The sequence below is a fragment of the Cohnella rhizoplanae genome (genome assembly GCF_948329515.1).
Classification (GTDB): domain Bacteria; phylum Bacillota; class Bacilli; order Paenibacillales; family Paenibacillaceae; genus Cohnella; species Cohnella rhizoplanae.
Map to the genome: position 1 here is coordinate 1 of NZ_CAOJCN010000029.1, position 18,063 is coordinate 18,063.

Sequence of the window (18,063 nt, forward strand, 5' to 3'; positions counted from 1 at the left end):
CCGTCACAGTCAACGTGGTCGCGGAGGTTGTGCTGACCGGGTCCCGTACATTATCCCAGGTGCAGGCTGACTTTGGGACGGCGTTCAGAGACTACCTGGCCAGCATCGCTTACAAAACCGATGCGAGCGTTAAGGTGGCGCGGGTCGGTTCGGTATTGCTGGACGTGCCCGGTGTAGAGGATTATTCGGAGCTGACGCTCAACGGTGGCACGGGTAACGTCGCGGTACCGGCCGGATCCGTTGCAGTCAAAGGGGGCGTGACGGTCAGTGAGTGATTTTCCGATTACTTCGCCCGCCGGCGCAGAGATGCTCAAGGATCTGCCAGGCTACTATGCGCCGATTCTCGAAATGCGCGTCTTGCTGCAGGCGAGTGGCGAGCAATTCGACCAGCTACAAGCGGATATCACCGATCAGCTCGCGCAGCGATTCGTCAGCATGGCCACATGGGATCTTGACGCGTGGGAAACTGAGCTTGGCATCGAATCGGCAGCAGGCCAACCTATCGAGCAGCGCCGAGCGGTCATCCGCTCTAAATTGCGCGGCTTCGGAAAGTTCAGCGGTCAGCTGCTGCAGAGTGTCGCGCAGGCGTACGACAATGGCGAGATCGACGTAGCGTTCGATGCGCCGAGCAGTACCTTTACGATTCGATTTGTCAGCACGGTCGGCATGCCGCCGAACATCGACAACCTCATGTCTGCGATCGCCGAGATTGTACCGGCTCATTTGCTCGTGGAATTTGAATACAGGTATCTATCGATCGGCGAAGTAGAGCAGCTTGGCTGGCTTGAAATGAATGCGCACGACTTGGGCGACTTCGCCCCATTCTTGGACTAAGGAGGGACAACATGCCGATCTATACGCCATTGCTCAATCTACTCAAGAAAGTGGCTGGTATCGATCCACCTACGGATAAGTTTAACATCCAGACCATGATGAATGACAACTGGGACAAGATTGATGCGGCCATGGCCATGCAGGCAGTGGATGGAAATGTGCGTGTTGCGACTACAGCAAATATATCCTTAACCGGATTGCAGACGGTTGATGGTGTAGTGCTTGTGGCAGGCGACCGCGTGCTCGTGAAGAATCAGACGACCGGCAGCCAAAACGGCATTTATCTCGCCGCATCCGGCGCATGGACTCGCTCCGCAGACGCAGATACCACTGCCAAGATGGCGGCGGGCATCAGTGTCTATGTCCGAGCCGGGACGGTAAACGCTGGGAAGACATTTGCCATGAGCAATGCCTCTGTCGTGATGCTGGGGACGACGGCAATAACATTCGCTGAGATAACCGCTGGGTACCTGGACCAGTCGGTCAAGACGACCTCCAGCCCGACGTTCGCGGGCGGCACGTTCACGGGGACGGTAACGGCGGCCCGGATTGTATCCACGCAGTCGTCAGGTACCGCGCCCTTTACGGTCACATCCACGACGAAAGTCACAAACCTGAACGCTGACCTGCTGGATGATATGAACGCCTCTGGAAGCGTCGCCGCAAACACGATAGCCGCCCGCGACGGATCGGGCGATCTAAGCGCCGCCACGTTTAAGTCTACGACGACAGGAGCGGCACCGCTCATTGTTACGTCTAATATCGTCGTCCCTAACCTGAACACTGACCTGTTAGACGGGAGGCACGCTTCAGGGTTTTATCAATATGAACCAACCGTCATAACAGATGCCAACGCACTAACTGTTAGTGGCGTTTACATCGTCGGGTCCGAGTTTACAGGAAGTCCGTTTACCGGATTGACTGGGGCGAATCAAGGATATTTAGAACATTTTGCGTGGGGTTCCAATGCGAACTATAGCATGCAAAGACATACCCCTATTAACGCCTCAATTGCCCAGCGCTATCGAATTAAGGATAACGGAACCTGGGGAGCATGGAGAACAGTTTTGGATGACTCCGCAACGTCTTTTATGTTCACCAAAACTAACGGACCTGTCTACATTGGAACGGGAACGAGCGGCTCTATTGTGTTCAACGTGAACGGGGACGTCAACGACATCACTAAATCCCCACTCTTCATGTCACCTAATTACTCTGTGACAATGAAGAATGTCACAATCGACCGAGGCGCAACGAATTCCCCAGCCCTTCAACTGACGTCCAGCAGCGGCGGCTGGGGGTCGGGCATGTACTTCGTAAATACCAACCCGACGGGCAAGACCTACGGCATCTATTCGGGGTCCGACGGTCAATTCCATATCGGATTAACGAATAGCGATGTCCTAACCATGAATTCGGACTTAACCGCAGCGTTCGCGTCCACGCTTACAGCGAAGCGCCTCGACGCCGTGAACACGTCGGCAACCCTATCCGTGCTATCCCGTACCGATTCGGCAACCAATGCCTCGACTGAGTACAGGACGACGGCGGGGAGCGTGTACGCGGGGAACGCAGACGGTACGAACTTCGGTATTTCCTCTGACGCGAATTTGAGCGTAGCGAAGTTCAAGGTCGATAAAACGACGGGCAAGGTACAGGCGCCGCAGTACACGGACGGCAATGCCTTCAGCAAGAACGTCGGATCATTTAATACGGCGGCGTCTACAGCGAATCAAAAGATTGACCTGTATTGGACGGGCGGCTTTGTCGGGTATCTTGACGTTACGGTACTTGGCGGCTGGAACAACGCTAACAATACGGGAGCCATTACCAAACGCTTCGGTATAGTGCTTTCCGGCGCGGGAACTATTAGTGCCCAAGAAACACGGTACACGGAAGCTATCGGCGCAATCAAAAACAGGGTCGCAATAACTGACGTCGTCTGGGATGCTACGAATAGCCGTTGGAAGATACAGATTTCTGTTCAAGCGACGTCGAACGGCGTCGAGACTTTCCGTGTGCTTATATCTGGGGCGGCGCAGGACAATACACCTGGACCGACGAATTTGCTTGCCGCAGCTTTAGGTACTGTATACACGACGGATACTTCAGTCCTCGCCCTCCCGCGCGTCACGTCGCCCGATCTGGTCGGACGAATGTCCAACGGAGAATTCCCGATTGGGACGACGAATACGACAATCCTGACAAGACCCACTAACGGCGGTAACTATATGGTCGGGGTTTACCTGCGCGTGTTAATCGCCGCGACTAACGTCACGGTCCAAGTCTGGCATCGAGATAGTGGGGGATCGCAGACGCTAACCATCGTCAACAATCAAAATATGGCGGTAGGTAGTTATTCCCTGCCGTTGACTATGGTCAATACGAATGGCGGGGCTGATAATTTATCGGTCGTTGTAAGTGCGAGTACAGCGAATCGCGTATTCGCTTCCTCGTCGATTCTGGAGGTGTAATCCATGAGTCAAATATTCATACCAGGTACCGCCGCACCGTCTGACGTTGCAGACTCCAAGACGTTCAGCGCGGGGACCAGTTACCAGGCCGCGGGGACCCTTCCCGATCGGAGGGGAAACCCTGCTGCGGGAACTTACTCGACCGCAGTTTCAGCCAAGGCGGACGGGGGCGGTAGTATCGTCTTGGAGCCGACGCTAGGGGTATACGGACCAGGTAAAAACACAAACGGATTCGGGTCGATAATTGCGACCGACCCGAACTTCGTAAAAGAAAACTGGCCGACGGACAGAACGATATTCGGGATTCAGGGGACGATGCCCACGCACTTAGGGGACCACGTGAATAGACAAGAGGTCGCTTACTGGGCAGCTGGGACGAACGGCGTAACAAACCCGAGAGTCTTTTTCCGTCCGCCGCCGGGTTATTATGACGGGAATGGATGGATATACGACGAGCCTCTTGATCTAAGACCACAAAATCTGCTAGCTGGTAAAAATCTTTTCGGGATGGTAGGAACAGCGCGCGGCCTTGAATCTGCGTTCGGGAACGGTACGTTGGGGGCGGGAGGTGCAATAAGCGCAAGCGGACTAGCTTTTCAGCCAAAAGCAATTGTAGTTTACACCGCCCCTATGGTCGGTAATGATTTTTACTATATCTCTAAATCCTACTTCGCCGCGTTCGGTCCCACGCAGTATTACACGATTACACGACGCGATATATACCAGGGCGGAACGCAGACAACGGTCGCGGATACAGGGACATGGTCTGTTGGGAGTAATAGTTTCTCGACAAGTTTCGGCAGCGGATGGGATGGGTTTTCCTTTTCCTGGCGCGCCTTCGGGGGGACCTAAATATGGAATTAGGACGAAGAATATACTATGACAAGGCGACGGGGAACGTCGTCCAGGACACGGGCGAACGGGCGGGCAGCGTCGTCGAGACGACCGTCGAGCAGGACTTCGAATCCTATCAGGCGCTGAAGGAACGCGACCCGGAAACCGTCGGGGTCCTTCAGCTGGAGTACGGGCAGTACGCCGAAGACTTCATGACCGCGACCGGCTACCGCGTCGACGTCGAGGCTGAAGAACCGCAGCTGCTCTTTACGTACCCCGACCCGGAGAACCCGCAGGAGCCACCCGTCTATCAGCTGCCGCTGACTGCCCAGGTCGCCGCGCTGCAGGCTGAGAGCGTGCAAACCATGCTCGCGGTCGCCGAGGTATACGAGACAGCCACGGCCGCCAACACGGCGCGCGAGGAAGAGGCGGTCAATACGATGCTCGGCCTCGCCGAGGCGTACGACACTATCATGCAACAGCAGGTCGTAATCGACGAGCTGAGGGCCCGGGTCGCCGCTCTCGAGGGAGGTGAGAGCTAATATGGCCCAAGTATACGCCAATCTGATCAGACGCGGTCTGAAGACGATCGACGATGTGCCCGAGAACAAGCGGGCAGAAGTTCAAGCCATCCTGGTTGCCGATGCTTAAGCGGCTGATAGGGCGGCTTTTATTTTTAATCCAAATAACGAAAGGGATGGTAGACATGGCAGTCGTATACGCAACGCTCATTATCAAGGGAGTATACACCTTCGACCGGGTACCGGTAGCGCAGCAACAAAAGGTTCGGGAGTATTTGGCCGCGATGGATCTGGATATCGACGGCACGCCGCTGCCGGATCCAGTAGGAGAGTAAGGCGACGGGCTCCGCTTCGGCGGGGCTCAATATATGACGGAGGCGGTGCGCAGCAATGAACCAAGAGATCGACCAAGTCGCCCAGCTTGCGCAGCTGGCCGAGAAGTACGGCGTCGCCCTGATCTTCGCGCTGATTTTCCTGGTGACGATGCTGTATGTCGTGCGCATGGTCGTGACCGGCAAGCTCGTACCGCGGGCGCTCTTCGATAAGGTCGAGCAGGACCGCGACGAGCTGCTGACGGCATTGATCGAGCAAAAAGATACGTATCGTTCTATCGCGGGCGTGGTAAGTAACTTGAAGAAGGATGATCCAGACGGAAGGAGCGGATGACCGCATGCTGAAATGGCTGATGCGGCTCTCCCCCTGGTATCGGGACAAGCAATCAGAGCTGAAGCGCGCCTCGCTTAAGACGAAGAGCGCGATCATCCAATATCGAACCGCGTCCCGCGAGCTGCAGGAGGAGATCCGGAGCAATAACTTCGCCAAGTACCTTATATACGAAAAAGGGGACTGATCCTTATGCTGGACTGGATCGATTACGCGCTCCTTGCCGTCTACACGGTGACGGTGGGGTGCGCCACTTATGTTTTGGCTGCTCATCGCAAGTACTTCCATGAGCGTTTCCGAAAGGGCGTCGTCAGCGCATTTATGCTGTCGATGCTCTTTTTTCTTGCCGCCTACGATTTCAAGATGATTACGGCCGTGTGGATCCGCGCGAGCGTCGCCTTCGGGTGGCAGACGCCGCGCATGGATGCAGCCCAGCGCCTCACGTGGCTGATCGTAACTGGCGGGACGATGGTCGGCCTGCTGTTGCTCGCCTACCAGACGTACACGCGCAAATATGACTTGTGGATTCGGCTGCGGCGCCGGGACAGCGAGCGGGAGGATGACGCGGAATGACAAGCGGCGATGCTCTATTTTCCTGGGACGCTCTCGCCACGCTGGCGGGGGCGTCTTTGCTGACGTCCTTCATCACGCAGTATTTTAAGGGGCTCATGGATCGCTGGGCGCCAGGCCTCCCGACGGACGTCTTCGCGGTGCTGATTGCCTGGGCGGTGCTGTCGGTGGCGCAGATCGCGGCGGGGGCGCCGGCAGCCGACTGGCGTCTGTACATCCTTGCATTCGCGAATGCGTTCCTGGTGGCGGCCGCGGCTGGCCAGATGCACAACAAGGCGCTCAACCCGCCCGGGACGACGAAAACGACGACAAAGACCCAGGCCGTCACGACGACGGAGACGGTATCCAAGGAGGAAGCGATCGATGCAAAAACGGAACAGCAATAACGCCGAGGGGATCGACGTCAGCCATCATAATGGAAAGGTTGACTGGGACAAGGTGGCCGCCGACGGAATCTCCTTCGTGTTTCTCAAGGCATCTCAGGGCAAGTCCTTCCGCGACGACACGTTCCCGGGCCACGTTAAGGCGGCGCGGGACGCGGGACTGCTGGTCGGCGCCTACCATTTCGTCGACGCGAAGACGGAAGCGGAAGCCAAGAGGGAGGCGGCCAACTTCGCAGGCGCGATCGCGGCTGCGGGCGGGGGGCAGCTGCTCGACCTGCCGCCGGTTATGGACTACGAGAATAACCCGGGCAACTTGTCCAGGACGCAGATCAACGCGGTTGCCATGACATTTCTTGGCGAGCTCGAGAGGCTGACCGGCCGGCGCCCGCTGGTCTATACCGGCAATACATTCGGCTTTAACTTCGGGCCATTGTTGTCCGGCTATCCACTCTGGATCGCCAGGTACAGCGCGTCCATTCCGCCCGACAACAACCAGGCTTGGCGCGAGTGGGCGTTCTGGCAGTACAGCGACGGCAGAGCGGGCGGCATGCGGCCGAGCGGCAGCCGGAAGGTGGCGGGCCTGGCGGGCGCCGTGGACCTGAACGTCTACGCGGGAACGGTGGAGGAGCTGCGGGCGGCGTACGGGCCAAAGACGGAGCCGAAGCCCGATGGCAAGGATACGATCAAAGTCGTCGTCAACGACAAGCTGGCAGCGTATGGGCGGCTGATTGACGGCCACGTGTACCTCCAGCTCCGGAAGCTCGGAGAGGCGCTGGGTAAGGAGATCCGCTGGGACAACGACAAAAGGCTTCCGTATATGGATGGCAAAGCCGTTTATACGTTCCTGCTGATCGACAACGTCGCGTTCGTCAGCGTGCGGGCAGCGGCTGACGTGCTTGGGGCGATGATGTCCTGGGACAATGAAGCGAAAAAGGTTTATCTGTATAAATAAGAAGCGCCCGGGCATCCGCTCCCGGGCGCTATCGTTCATTCTTCAATTAATGTATCAGCTATAGCAGAGCAAACACGATTGACTTCATCTTCAGACAGGCATTTTAAAGCCCACTCTTTAGCTAAAGTCTCCCAGACAGTTTGTTTACTTACACGAATTCTGTCTCCAATCTTAGTTGTCCAATCATGATGATCAGGTTCTAACATCGCATCTTCTAGAATACTAAATAATGTTCCGGCACCAATACCAAATCGCTCGGGGAGTTCATGCCAATTTGCATTCTTCAAATCTTGGAAAACAACTCGCTCAGGTGCTCCGTCTCCTGGAAGCTTTATAACTCCGACAGTTTCATCAGTATCGGAATCTACAACTCCCAGACCTTTGTAAGGAAGTTTTTTTTCGGAGGCTAACTTGCCCATCAGTTGGACAACATTTGCTGGTCCGACAATTAAAAAATCAAGAGATCGTATCAGCTCGGGGTCTTTTACGAGCAAAATCTCGCGTAATAGGACCTCCGCCTCCCGATCCTCTAAAAAGATATGAAGATCAGGATGGTCATCATCATCTAGTCTACTCATTGCAAATTCAGGTGATACTCCATAAACAACATTTATTGTTTGGGCACCTGGATGCAATAGAATTCTAGATTCTCTTGGTAGCTCTTGTAAAACATACGGGCTATGAGTGGACAGTATAATTTGTACCTTCTTTTGTCGACAAAACCATATTAAAAACCTAATAAGTCTGCGTTGGGCTTTGGGATGAAGAGACGCTTCAACTTCGTCTATGAGTAACAAAGAGTAGCTAGGAATGTTTTGTAGGGAACGTATTAAATCGAGAGTCGCATCCTCCCCGGCTCCTTGGTGGAATTGACTTATTTCCCCGAACTCTCTTCTTAAGAGCCCGACATCTCTTTTTACATCAACATCGGGTTTGGCAAATCTAGCATTTTCGTATGGTCTACCTAGTATGTAAGACAACCATGTCCGGTACTCTTCACTGATAACAGTATCAGCTGTTTCTCCGGCCGCAAGCTTTGCAATTCTTGCATATCCAGCTGTTGCATCAAGCGGTGCAGTTCTAGAAATATCAAGGATAAAAACATCTCTTTGATAGCGATGTTCAGGATAACTCCAACGAGCTGTTGGTTTAGAAATTTTAAATGACCGGGTTTCATCACCGCGTTTTATTCTATAGTTTAATGTTACACCTTCAATTTTATCCCAGTGTGTGTTGAAGAAGAAAGTTGAAGGATAAAAGGTTTTACTTTGATCTCTGTTTTCATAGGCACAAGCAATAGATTTAAGTATTGTACTCTTACCAGAGCCATTTTCACCAGCAATAGCAACAATAGGAAAATTAAAACTTATTGTTTGACCAGCCCAGCCTCGCAATCCATCAATTTCGATTGCTTCAACAAATTGAACCCATTGGCCAGCTCGGTATTGATCTCTTATTCTATTAATTTCTCTTCTAGAATCCATTAGCCCGTCCCCCGCGTCGTAATATGTTACCTTAATATTACAACAAGGGGATTCATTTGGCGAACCTTGGAAGACAATATTGACGATTTATATAATAAACTGCAAAAACTCCGGCGCCCGCAACATCCTTCGCCGCGTCCAATTTCTAAACCGCACCCGTGCACGTATCCGCGGTTCCATATAAACGAAGTTCTTGTCCTGCCCCGTAACCAGTCCACCAGCGACGGCGTGGAATGCTTTCTTGTGAGCTGCCGGCGCGAATTCAATGATTCCGGCCGGGCGACCTTCGTAGTGAGCGAGCCAGCCGAATTCGTCGCGGCGATATCCGGCGATCGCCACTTCGGCATATTCGTAGTTGATGACCTTTATCCAGCGCGGATCCCGGCGGCCTACGTACGGGCTATTTGCGCGTTTCGCGACGATCCCTTCAAGCTTCCGCTGCCGGATGACTTCGAACAGGTCCGTCCCCGATCCTTCCACGCTCATTACATTGCTGTAGTAAGCATTTGGCCGCAGCACTTCCTGCAGCAGCTCTTTGCGCCTTGTAAGCGGCCAGGAACGCAAGTCCTCGCCCTTATACCGAAGGATGTCGAACACGAAGAAATGAACCGGCCAGGCAGCCGCAGCCTCATGAATTTTCCGCTCTTGCCGGAGCTGAAATCGTTCCATGATCGATTCAAAATCGACGGCGCCGGTCAAGGGATCAACGCGTGCAACCTCGCCGTCTAGGATCGCATCTGAGAGATCCGCCAGAGGGACGTCGTGCAGTTCAGGGTATTGCGGCGTACATAGCGTCTCATGCCGCGTATAAAGCGTCGGGCGGCCGTCTTTGACCGAGAGGATAAGCCGATGCCCGTCGATCTTTGGTTCAAATAGATAGCGTGAATCGTCGAAGGGATCTTCGCGCTTATGAAGTAGCATGGGAGGGAGGAACATACTGCCAGCCGCCTTTCTAGATGTTCCTTCAATTGTAGCAAAGGGGAACGGCAGTATATCCCGGTAAGTATTGTAACTCCCTATCGTAATGTAAATATTTGTCGACAAACAGACTTATTATTCCTTAAATTCCCTTGTATGATTGTAGCATTACATATTGGGGAGAGGTTGCGTTTGAAAAAGTTTTTATCTTTAATTGCTTTTGTTGTTTTGTTTTCGAGTATTGGAATCAGTAGCGCGTTTGCGTTACCGACTTCGCCGGGAACTCTCAGGGGGATGGCTCCTTCATCCGTGTCTGGGACAGCTGTATTAAATCCCAACAACTTAACGGATGGTGATCCTGCAACATCCACTTACATTCCTGCTGGTAATTGGGTGGAATTCGATTTAGGACAAGCTACTGATTTGTTGAAATACTATTCACAAGTCAGCGTTAGTACTACAAACCATTTTATTTTGTATGACGCTAACCATGGGGCAATTTACGAAGGTAACTTCGCATCATACTACAATAACAATCAAACTACCTGGGTATACGATAACTTGGCTAGTGCGTTAGATAATAAGAATAAAAACATAAGGTATATCAGACTTGGCGCCCAAAATTCACCTACAGAAGTTTATGAACTTGATTTTATTACTACCTTAACTTCAGGGCCAACGGTTCCTGCAGGGCTCACTGCAACTCCCAACAGCGCTTCTGTGACGTTAAATTGGACTGCAGTAACTGGAGCAACAAGTTACAATATTAAACGCTCCATAACAGCTGGTGGTCCTTATACTACGGTCGCAACAGCCATCACCAGCACGACTTATACGAACATAGGCCTGACTAACGGCACGAAATATTATTACGTCGTCACGGCAGTAAACACAGGTGGCGAGAGCGGCAATTCCAATGAAGTGAGCGCAACGCCTGTTTCGTCCGGAGGCGGATCTGGTAGCTCCCGCGCCATTGTTACGATCCACTTAGTTGGCGGCGCTGAGAAGGAATATGACCTTTCCGCTGCCGAACTGGACAACTTTCTTAATTGGACAGACTCTGCTACACAGTCGTCCCGATATAAGTTCGTAAAGAACTGGAACATCGCACCTTTTAAGGCTAGAGCGGAATATATCGTTTACGGTAAAATAGTAAATTTTGATGTGGATGAACTTGACCCGGTTTAAAAATAATCGTAATAAGTAAGGAGTTGTTGGATTTGAAGAAAGTCGTATTAATTTTGTTTGCACTGGCTTTGCTTATACCGTTTGTCGGAACTACGGAGAAGGCTTCGGCTTATGCTGGAGGGCTTATCGCACCAAACCCATTAAAAGATTATGTTCATCAAATTGTAGGTGTATATACGGACAACGATGAATCCACTAGTGTAGGTATTTCGAGTGCAAACTACGTTTGGTATGAATTTGATTCTCCCAAAACTATTAAATCGTACAAAATGAAAGCAAATTGGGATGTTGATATCGAATTTTATGATTCCACTAATACTCTTTTACATACTGAGCATTTTCTTTGGAACAACAGCGAGAACTCTCAACACAATAACTTAGCTTTCCAATTGAACAATGTCTCCAAGGTCGTATTCATTCCTAAAACTGGTATGAGGATTTGGGAACTAGATGTATTTGATACTCTTGCTCCAGGGTCGGCAGTGAATCCTAGTGCCCCTGCTAATCTTACCGCAATGGGCGGAGACGCCGCCGCGGTTACATTGAATTGGACAGCCGTTTCGGGTGCAACCAGCTATGTCCTCAAACGCTCAACGACAGCAGGTGGTCCGTATACGACGATTGCATCGGCAGTTACCGGTACAACTTACATCGACACCGGACTGACAAACGGCACAAAGTATTACTACGTAGTTACAGCGATAAACTCGAGCGGATCGAGCGGCAATTCTAACGAAGCGAGCGCCACTCCGACAACTCCCGCATCCAGCGGCCGCGCGCTCCTAACAATCCACCTTGTCGGCGGTACTGAAAAAGAATACGACCTGTCAGCTACCGAGCTGGACACCTTCCTCGACTGGACCGATTCTGCAACGCAGTCCTCCCGGTACAAGTTTGTAAAGACCTGGAACAAGGGGCCGTTCAAGGCCCGTGCCGAGTACATTGTTTACGGAAAAATCGTCAACTTTGATGTAGACGAATACGATCCCGCTCAATAAGAATTGACCGTCTGGCTTCGGCTGGGCGGTTTTGTTTCTTCACCCCAGTGAATAACAGCTGGGGTATATTTTTGTCCTTGATTGAGAACGCTAGTTCGTATTATGATTATTGCGAACAAACGTTCGATATGGAGGCGGTCATCTTGGAGACAAAAGAGAATGTGGTTTGGGCTATCAAGGCATTAACAGACAAGCTCGGCTATCCGCCGACGGTGCGGGAGATCGCAGACGCTTCGTTCATTTCTTTGAGCGTGGCACACGGTCACCTGGAACGATTGCGCAAATGCGGGCTTGTCAGTTGGTCGCCCAATCGGTCGCGAACCATACATCTCGTCAAGCGTGGTGGTGGTCGCCATGAACCTAAATAAGCACATCGGCCGGGCTGTAGAAATGATCTACGAGGACCGTAACCATAAGATCACCCAGCGACAAGTCACGATCCGTTCACTTCGGGGAGACAACGTCATTGTATTTGATCACGGCATCGGGGAGCCGCGGTCGTTTAAGGCCGATCGCGTTCTGGCTGCCGAGCCGGTGCGTCGTCATGTCTGAGCGGACCATTTTTCTTATCGACGGGCAGTCGTTTTACGCCTCAATCGAGAAGGCGGCGCGTCCGGAACTTCGCGATAAACCCGTGGCCGTCGGGGATCCAGCACGGCGCAATGGCATCATTTTGGCAGCTTGCCCGATCGCTAAGGGCAAAGGTGTCACGACCGCCGAGCGCGTCGGCGAGGCATTGGCCAAATGTCCGGGCCTCGTCGTCGTTCGTCCGCGAATGGGGACGTACATCCAGATATCGCTGCTCATGACGCGGATCTACGAGATGTACACAGACCAAGTCGAGCCGTACAGCATCGATGAGCAATTCCTGGACGTCACCGGATCACTCTCTAACTTCGGCGCGCCCGCCGAGGTGGCCCGCAGCATCCAACAGCAGATCCAGCTCTCGACCGGCGTTTGGTCTCGGGTGGGGATTGGGCCCACAAAGATCTTGGCCAAGACGGCGACGGACAATTTTGCGAAGAAGCGGCCGGAAGGCGTATTCACACTAAACCAAGAAAACATCGAGCGAGACCTTTGGCCGCTGCCGGTCCATCAGATGTTTATGGTTGGCTCCCGAATGACGCGCCACTTTGTACGCATGGGGCTCAACACTATCGGCGACGTGGCCCGTCTGGAGCTCGGCGACTTCAAACGGCGGATGCGCCGGGAGATGGGTAAGCAGAGCGACATCCAGGCGGAGTATTACTGGCAGACCGCGCGAGGCATCGATCCAAGTCCCGTCGTGGCCGGCATCCGGAAGAAGCTGAAGTCTGTCGGCCACGGCAAAGCGCTGCGCGCTCATCTCTACCGCAAGCTCGAAGATATTGAGGTCGTGCTGCTTGAGCTTGTGATCGAGGTATGCCGGCGGGCACGGCGTCACGGCGTGATGGGCGATACGGTACATGTCGGTGCCTCCGAGACGGACGGTACACGATCGTCATATTTTGGGCGGCAGATCAAGCTGCAGCAACCGACAGCGCTCACTCACGAAGTGGCGGCCGCTGCGCTGAAGCTGCTCCGAGAATATTGGTCCGGCATGCCGGTCGCCAGGCTTTCGATAACACTCGGCGGGCTTGCCGATGACTCGGTCGATCAGCTGACGTTATTCGAGGATCGCACGAAGGTGACGAGCATTGAGCGCACGACCGATCGGCTCAAGGATCGCTATGGCCCTGCGGCAGTCATGCGCGCATCGTCTATGCTGGAGAGCGGTGTCGCCCGCGAGCGGGCAGAGCAGATCGGGGGGCACTACAAATGAGCAAGCTCGACGGTAACGAACGCTGGGGCTCCAAGATGCTGCTCACCGAGCACCAGGAACAATACGACGCCGAGAGGTCGGGGCCGGCGGCCGTTGGCGAGCCAACGCGGCCGGCCGGGCATCCGACTACGGAAGAGATGGTCATGATCCGGGACGTCATCTTACTCCCGCACATGCTGACGATGGCACAAAGGAGTATCGACGATAGCAAGCTGTCCGGCAACTTCATGAGTCAGCTGCATATCGCTGCGACCCAGGCAATCATGGACATGATCAGCAAAGACCTATATGCCCTTCGTCGCGAGCTCAGCCAACGACGGATCCGGATCGTGGCTGATGAGCAGGTTGATCTGGTGATCTATCACCGATACATTTGCCGTGGTTATGAGGAGCGGTTTGGCATTGTTCGCGAGGTCATGCGTGCGGAGATCAGCGTGAAGTTTAGCGGGTACATATCTAAAATTAAAACCATCATGAGGAGTGGACACGATGGAAATAAAAAAACCGGTGAAGAAATATAAGTCCAAGCGGCCGACACGAGACGAGTTCGAGATGGAAGAACTCGGGGAGCGCCTGGTCGAAGCAAAGGAAGAAGAGAGCGATGTCGTACTCGCAGTCTGGGACGCGGATCCGGTGCGCGGCAAGATCGTGGAAATGGATGCACGTACCAAACAGGTACACGTGCAACGACACGGCGAGCTGACGAAGGTACCCTTCATGGATATCATGCGGGTGGATAATGCTTCAGATTAAATAGGCTCCGGGTGTCGAGTGAAATTTTAGACCAAAGTGGATTAGGTGCTTATGAGAATTAAGTTTTAGACTGACCATAAAAGTGAACAGCGGCGGACCAAGACGCGATATTTAAACGTCTGAGACTGCCGATGTTCTTATTGATCTAACGTCTCCCGATAGCTCAATCAATCAGTGGAATCATTACCTTATCATTTCAATTAATTGTTGAACGTTGGCTATAAAGAAATCTAGTGCTTTTATCATCTTTCTCGATATCGGCGGCAGATGCGTATCTTGGCGTAGGAGTCGCACTCTAATGAAGGAAAACAGTGGAGGACTGATTACTAAAAGCGTACAATTGGAGCCTTGAAGCCTTGAAGCCTTGAAGCCTTGAAGCCTTGAAGCCTTGAAGCCTTGAAGCCTTGAAGCCTTGAAGCCTTGAAGCCTTGAAGCCTTGAAGCCTTGTGGGACAAGGGACTTCGGCGATAAGGCGAGGCTTCGAAATCGAATTAATTCGGTCTCGCATTCGGTGGCAGTGGTGGATCCGGAGTAATATTTTTAAAATCCTCAATTATTGTTGGCGTAGTTGTAATGCTAAATTTCAAGGTGTTAAACCAGTTGCGGTGCTCACTTGGTATACAATTGCGCACTTCTTCTATATATGTGTTCACTGCATCAAGTCGTGCCTTTTCCATAGTATCGTCTCTGATAACTCTTCCTGCATCTAATGAAACAATTTCATCAAACTTCTTAGCTGCATTTGGTGCATTTTTAAAGCAGTTTAGACTATCTAATAGATGGTGAGTATCAGGATTAGGATCCACTGCATTTACCGTTAATTTGATTCGTAGAATTCGCCTATATTTACAAGGCCATTCTTGTGATGACGGCTCACCACTACAGCCTAATGTAATCTTTTGCCCTCCGATGTTAATCTCTTGACATTTGTAATTTATTTCAATAAATTTAATGCATTTTTGATCTCGATATTCCTGATAATCCTTATAAAGTATATCGAAGTGCTTCGGGATACTAATTTTGAGTGGTGGAGGTATAATTAATGCGTTTGTAAGTGGTGGAGTAGTTGGAGTATCAGGTTGCATGGCCCTTCGTTGAGGAATTAAATTATTATAGTACGGTTGCGAGTAAAATTGTGGGGGCCAATTGGGGATGAGAAGATATCCATTGGAAAAATACACACGATTCATATCTCGATCTCCCTTCTTAATCCACATTATTCATATTTCAATAAATAGGTGTTTGTACTTAATGAACCCTTCCAAACCTTCCATCCTACCGAACTGTCTTCCTATTGGCACCGTTTGTTCAGCGCCTGGTGATTCCCCGGATCCCACGGTGCAGGATAATGTAATTGACGATCTGAGCCGAATACGGCACTTCTAGCTCCGCGCTTACATGAACCATACAGTTCTGACATTATCTTTATTTTATGATACGGTTCAGCGCGAATGATCTTAAAACTATCCTGCAAGTTAGTTTAATGTCGCGGCAGTTTCGAGAATCTGCGTGGGAGCCGCGTGGGAGCGAGGCGGGAGAAAACACCATATTTCAGTATCAAAAACTGTATTAATTAAGATCACGATTAAAAAGAAAAAGCCCGATTTTACGGGCTTTTTAGTAAATAAAATAGTATGGTATTTCTCAATCCGCCAAATTGAGGGGCTGGCGGTAGCAATACCGTGGAGGTTCGAGTCCTCTCGACCGCACCATAACTTAAATGACAAAATCCCTGGAGCCATAAGGGATTTTTTTTATTTTCTCAGAAGCGGATGCAAGGGACCGATTCAGTTGAACCCGTTCCTATTCAGGCGGCTTGTTGAAAATGGCGCGAACTAACAAACGAATTCTAGAATATGGAAGCAAGCCTTGTGAATATAGTCTCCATAAGGATCGTATGGAGGAGGAGTACGTTTGCCGGACGCATTCGTAGCCCGTTCACTGGATGAGATTCAATTCTGGTCGCGCATCATGAAAGAACATGCCTTGTTTTTAAAACTGGGTTTCAGGTGCGAAGATACGCAGCTGATTCAGGAAGCCAATCATTTCTATGCCGTTTTTGAAGCCATCGAAAACAGATCGCATCTGCTGCCGTTAGATTCGGATCCCCAAATCATTATGCGATTTAATCTCGAGGTGCACAACGCAGTATCCCACATCTGGGCATTTAAAAGAAAGATCCTGGGTTTAATCTTAGGATGTCAACTGCCTGGCGCGAACAATTTTCCGTTATTGGTGGATCACACGAGCAGAGAAGCCAACTATTTTCGGAATCGTCTGACGGAATTGAATATGGGTACGCTCGAACCTCTTCCGGACGCCATTATCGACGAGAACGTTTTTTTCCTGAGGATCATGGCCGATCATGCGAAGTTCATCAGTCATCTGCTGGACCCGTCGGAACGGAAGCTGGTCGATCAGGCGCGGGAATTCAGCCAAGACTTCGATCAGTTGTTGTTTCAGGCCAAAGATTTGGATTCGATGCGGCCTCAATCTCAGACGGTTCCCCTGCTCGATCAGTTCCTGGATCAAAATCGCGTATCCGTAAAGTCATTGCGGGATTTCAAGCAAACGGCCCGCGACTTAATCTATTCTTGCAAGATTAAAAGCATTATCCACCCCTTGTTAGCGGACCATGTATTTCGCGAAGCGGAGAGATTCCTGCACATTATCGATATGTTCGAGCAGCATTTAATGGGCAATAAGGTTCAATTGCAGCAGTTGGAGCATTGACTCCCCACGCCCATTGCCGCCCCTTCGGGGGCGGCTTTTTCCTTGCCCGGCAACGCCTTCGAATGCTTTCCGCGTGGCGCAAATCCGATTGTCCACAAAAAAATGGATTGACACTTCATTAAAAATCGCATATCTTTACGATAAATTGGTCAGACAACTTACTAATTTGATGAAGATAGGAGATAGAGCTTCTTGCTTAAACCTTTAAAGCGGCAAAGGCTGCATGAATCGATCTCGGAGGAAGTCCTCAAATACATCATGGACAACGGCCTGAGCCAAGGCGATCGCCTGCCGCCCGAACGTTTCTTTTGCGAACAATTCCAGATCAGCAGGGCTTCGTTCCGGGAGGCCATGAAAAAGCTGGAAGGCTATGGCATGATCGAGATCAAACCGGGCAGCGGAATGTTTCTCCGGGCCGAGAAAACGATATTGGGCGAGATCGCGGATCTGAAGCTGCGCGTATCGCTCGAGAAAAGGTCGCTGCTGGAAATGCTGGACCTTCGGGAAATGATGGAGCAGTACGCCATTGAGCAGATTGTGAACCAGGGCCAAAGCGCCTGCCTGGAGACGCTGGAAGCCATCATCTCGGAATACGACCGGAAACGAAACCAAGGAGAAATTCCCCGGCAAGAGGATTATTTGTTCCATAAAACCTTATATGAAGGCGCTAACAACAGGCTCCTGCTGAAATTGTTCCAATCGATCGAGGATCTTGAAAACCTCTGGGCGGTGCACGTCATCGATTCCGTTAACGTTTCCATATTCGGCAGGGAGACGGAGCCGCTGCATCGGCAAATCCTCGACGCCATGAAGTCCGGAGACGTGAAATCCGCAAAACGCCTGATGCGCAAACACTTTGAAATTCTTAGAGCGGACTTGTACCGGTTGGACGAGAAGCTGTTCCAATAAACGGCATGATCTTAAACTAACAGACAGGCAGGTGGCCTCCCATCTCAA

General features: G+C 51.6%; 22 protein-coding genes and 1 pseudogene. 20 read left to right on the forward strand and 3 right to left on the reverse strand.

The genetic code is table 11. From position 1 onward, the window contains the following. From PQG80_RS25765 to PQG80_RS25820, 12 genes and pseudogenes are all read left to right on the forward strand, one after another. Window positions 1-275, forward strand: a pseudogene (locus PQG80_RS25765) (baseplate J/gp47 family protein); the annotation flags it as partial. Beyond that, window positions 268-834, forward strand: a complete 567-nt coding sequence (locus tag PQG80_RS25770) for a putative phage tail protein (RefSeq protein WP_271754584.1) — start codon at window positions 268-270, stop codon at window positions 832-834. The pseudogene PQG80_RS25765 and the gene PQG80_RS25770, both read left to right, overlap by 8 nt. Window positions 835-845: 11 nt before the next feature. Continuing rightward, the gene (locus tag PQG80_RS25775; RefSeq protein WP_271754585.1) at window positions 846-3,308 is read left to right on the forward strand and encodes a hypothetical protein; all 2,463 of its coding nucleotides are present in this window, start codon (window positions 846-848) and stop codon (window positions 3,306-3,308) included. A gap of 3 nt (window positions 3,309-3,311) precedes the next feature. Then, window positions 3,312-4,160, forward strand: coding sequence for a hypothetical protein (locus tag PQG80_RS25780; protein WP_271754586.1), 849 nt, complete (start codon window positions 3,312-3,314; stop codon window positions 4,158-4,160). Window positions 4,161-4,162: 2 nt separating this feature from the next. Continuing rightward, complete coding sequence (locus PQG80_RS28880; RefSeq protein ID WP_334219851.1) at window positions 4,163-4,684, forward strand: hypothetical protein; 522 nt, start codon at window positions 4,163-4,165, stop codon at window positions 4,682-4,684. Window position 4,685: 1 nt separating this feature from the next. Beyond that, a complete protein-coding gene (locus tag PQG80_RS25790; RefSeq protein ID WP_271754587.1) occupies window positions 4,686-4,793 on the forward strand; it encodes a CD1375 family protein in 108 nt (35 codons plus the stop codon). 55 nt (window positions 4,794-4,848) lie between these two features. Further along, window positions 4,849-4,998, forward strand: a complete 150-nt coding sequence (locus tag PQG80_RS25795) for a CD1375 family protein (protein ID WP_271754588.1) — start codon at window positions 4,849-4,851, stop codon at window positions 4,996-4,998. A gap of 55 nt (window positions 4,999-5,053) precedes the next feature. Beyond that, window positions 5,054-5,329 carry a hypothetical protein gene (locus PQG80_RS25800; RefSeq protein ID WP_271754589.1) on the forward strand — a complete coding sequence of 92 codons (276 nt, stop codon included), beginning with the start codon at window positions 5,054-5,056 and terminating at the stop codon, window positions 5,327-5,329. A gap of 4 nt (window positions 5,330-5,333) precedes the next feature. Then, the gene (locus PQG80_RS25805; protein WP_271754590.1) at window positions 5,334-5,513 is read left to right on the forward strand and encodes a hypothetical protein; all 180 of its coding nucleotides are present in this window, start codon (window positions 5,334-5,336) and stop codon (window positions 5,511-5,513) included. Window positions 5,514-5,518: 5 nt separating this feature from the next. Further along, window positions 5,519-5,899, forward strand: a complete 381-nt coding sequence (locus PQG80_RS25810) for a hypothetical protein (protein ID WP_271754591.1) — start codon at window positions 5,519-5,521, stop codon at window positions 5,897-5,899. After that, complete coding sequence (locus tag PQG80_RS25815; RefSeq protein ID WP_271754592.1) at window positions 5,896-6,282, forward strand: hypothetical protein; 387 nt, start codon at window positions 5,896-5,898, stop codon at window positions 6,280-6,282. Before PQG80_RS25810 ends, PQG80_RS25815 begins: the two co-directional genes overlap by 4 nt. After that, entirely contained in the window at window positions 6,260-7,231 is a 972-nt protein-coding gene (locus tag PQG80_RS25820) for a GH25 family lysozyme (protein ID WP_271754593.1), read from the forward strand. The genes PQG80_RS25815 and PQG80_RS25820 overlap by 23 nt, the downstream gene beginning before the upstream one ends. Before the next feature lie 35 nt (window positions 7,232-7,266). On the opposite strand, the gene PQG80_RS25825 is transcribed toward PQG80_RS25820, so the two are convergent. Beyond that, window positions 7,267-8,715: an ATP-dependent nuclease gene (locus tag PQG80_RS25825; RefSeq protein WP_271754594.1), complete on the reverse strand. Its 1,449-nt coding sequence runs from the start codon at window positions 8,713-8,715 to the stop codon at window positions 7,267-7,269. An 87-nt stretch (window positions 8,716-8,802) separates the two neighbouring features. Further along, window positions 8,803-9,651, reverse strand: coding sequence for an ATP-dependent DNA ligase (locus PQG80_RS25830; RefSeq protein ID WP_271754595.1), 849 nt, complete (start codon window positions 9,649-9,651; stop codon window positions 8,803-8,805). 174 nt (window positions 9,652-9,825) lie between these two features. Between PQG80_RS25830 and PQG80_RS25835 the strand changes: the two genes are divergently transcribed. The 6 genes from PQG80_RS25835 (at window position 9,826) to PQG80_RS25860 (ending at window position 14,373) form a co-directional block, all read left to right on the forward strand. Continuing rightward, window positions 9,826-10,821, forward strand: a complete 996-nt coding sequence (locus PQG80_RS25835; RefSeq protein WP_271754596.1) for a fibronectin type III domain-containing protein — start codon at window positions 9,826-9,828, stop codon at window positions 10,819-10,821. Between the two features lie 32 nt (window positions 10,822-10,853). After that, window positions 10,854-11,819: a fibronectin type III domain-containing protein gene (locus PQG80_RS25840; protein WP_271754597.1), complete on the forward strand. Its 966-nt coding sequence runs from the start codon at window positions 10,854-10,856 to the stop codon at window positions 11,817-11,819. Between the two features lie 143 nt (window positions 11,820-11,962). Next, window positions 11,963-12,187: a LexA family protein gene (locus PQG80_RS25845; protein ID WP_271754599.1), complete on the forward strand. Its 225-nt coding sequence runs from the start codon at window positions 11,963-11,965 to the stop codon at window positions 12,185-12,187. A gap of 176 nt (window positions 12,188-12,363) precedes the next feature. Further along, complete coding sequence (locus tag PQG80_RS25850; RefSeq protein WP_271754641.1) at window positions 12,364-13,620, forward strand: DNA polymerase IV; 1,257 nt, start codon at window positions 12,364-12,366, stop codon at window positions 13,618-13,620. Continuing rightward, on the forward strand, window positions 13,617-14,141 hold the full coding sequence (locus PQG80_RS25855) for a YhjD family protein (RefSeq protein WP_271754600.1): 525 nt from the start codon (window positions 13,617-13,619) through the stop codon (window positions 14,139-14,141). The genes PQG80_RS25850 and PQG80_RS25855 overlap by 4 nt, the downstream gene beginning before the upstream one ends. Beyond that, on the forward strand, window positions 14,110-14,373 hold the full coding sequence (locus tag PQG80_RS25860) for a YolD-like family protein (protein WP_271754601.1): 264 nt from the start codon (window positions 14,110-14,112) through the stop codon (window positions 14,371-14,373). Before PQG80_RS25855 ends, PQG80_RS25860 begins: the two co-directional genes overlap by 32 nt. A gap of 491 nt (window positions 14,374-14,864) precedes the next feature. On the opposite strand, the gene PQG80_RS25865 is transcribed toward PQG80_RS25860, so the two are convergent. Beyond that, window positions 14,865-15,563 (reverse strand): hypothetical protein, encoded by a 699-nt coding sequence (locus tag PQG80_RS25865; RefSeq protein ID WP_271754602.1) that lies wholly within the window; start codon window positions 15,561-15,563, stop codon window positions 14,865-14,867. A gap of 724 nt (window positions 15,564-16,287) precedes the next feature. Here PQG80_RS25865 and PQG80_RS25870 point away from each other — a divergent pair. Further along, window positions 16,288-17,106, forward strand: coding sequence for a DUF2935 domain-containing protein (locus PQG80_RS25870; RefSeq protein ID WP_271754603.1), 819 nt, complete (start codon window positions 16,288-16,290; stop codon window positions 17,104-17,106). Window positions 17,107-17,298: 192 nt separating this feature from the next. After that, the gene (locus PQG80_RS25875) at window positions 17,299-18,015 is read left to right on the forward strand and encodes a FadR/GntR family transcriptional regulator (RefSeq protein WP_271754605.1); all 717 of its coding nucleotides are present in this window, start codon (window positions 17,299-17,301) and stop codon (window positions 18,013-18,015) included. Window positions 18,016-18,063 lie beyond the last annotated feature (48 nt).

What these genes read in the sequence shown, in the direction of transcription:
- PQG80_RS25775 (WP_271754585.1), top strand. Translation starts at nt 846, where the DNA reads ATGCCGATCTATACGCCATTGCTCAATCTACTCAAGAAAGTGGCTGGT.
- PQG80_RS25780 (WP_271754586.1), top strand. Translation starts at nt 3,312, where the DNA reads ATGAGTCAAATATTCATACCAGGTACCGCCGCACCGTCTGACGTTGCA.
- PQG80_RS28880 (WP_334219851.1), top strand. Translation starts at nt 4,163, where the DNA reads ATGGAATTAGGACGAAGAATATACTATGACAAGGCGACGGGGAACGTC.
- PQG80_RS25790 (WP_271754587.1), top strand. Translation starts at nt 4,686, where the DNA reads ATGGCCCAAGTATACGCCAATCTGATCAGACGCGGTCTGAAGACGATC.
- PQG80_RS25795 (WP_271754588.1), top strand. Translation starts at nt 4,849, where the DNA reads ATGGCAGTCGTATACGCAACGCTCATTATCAAGGGAGTATACACCTTC.
- PQG80_RS25800 (WP_271754589.1), top strand. Translation starts at nt 5,054, where the DNA reads ATGAACCAAGAGATCGACCAAGTCGCCCAGCTTGCGCAGCTGGCCGAG.
- PQG80_RS25805 (WP_271754590.1), top strand. Translation starts at nt 5,334, where the DNA reads ATGCTGAAATGGCTGATGCGGCTCTCCCCCTGGTATCGGGACAAGCAA.
- PQG80_RS25810 (WP_271754591.1), top strand. Translation starts at nt 5,519, where the DNA reads ATGCTGGACTGGATCGATTACGCGCTCCTTGCCGTCTACACGGTGACG.
- PQG80_RS25815 (WP_271754592.1), top strand. Translation starts at nt 5,896, where the DNA reads ATGACAAGCGGCGATGCTCTATTTTCCTGGGACGCTCTCGCCACGCTG.
- PQG80_RS25820 (WP_271754593.1), top strand. Translation starts at nt 6,260, where the DNA reads ATGCAAAAACGGAACAGCAATAACGCCGAGGGGATCGACGTCAGCCAT.
- PQG80_RS25825 (WP_271754594.1), bottom strand. Translation starts at nt 8,715, where the DNA reads ATGGATTCTAGAAGAGAAATTAATAGAATAAGAGATCAATACCGAGCT.
- PQG80_RS25830 (WP_271754595.1), bottom strand. Translation starts at nt 9,651, where the DNA reads ATGTTCCTCCCTCCCATGCTACTTCATAAGCGCGAAGATCCCTTCGAC.
- PQG80_RS25850 (WP_271754641.1), top strand. Translation starts at nt 12,364, where the DNA reads ATGTCTGAGCGGACCATTTTTCTTATCGACGGGCAGTCGTTTTACGCC.
- PQG80_RS25855 (WP_271754600.1), top strand. Translation starts at nt 13,617, where the DNA reads ATGAGCAAGCTCGACGGTAACGAACGCTGGGGCTCCAAGATGCTGCTC.
- PQG80_RS25860 (WP_271754601.1), top strand. Translation starts at nt 14,110, where the DNA reads ATGGAAATAAAAAAACCGGTGAAGAAATATAAGTCCAAGCGGCCGACA.
- PQG80_RS25865 (WP_271754602.1), bottom strand. Translation starts at nt 15,563, where the DNA reads ATGAATCGTGTGTATTTTTCCAATGGATATCTTCTCATCCCCAATTGG.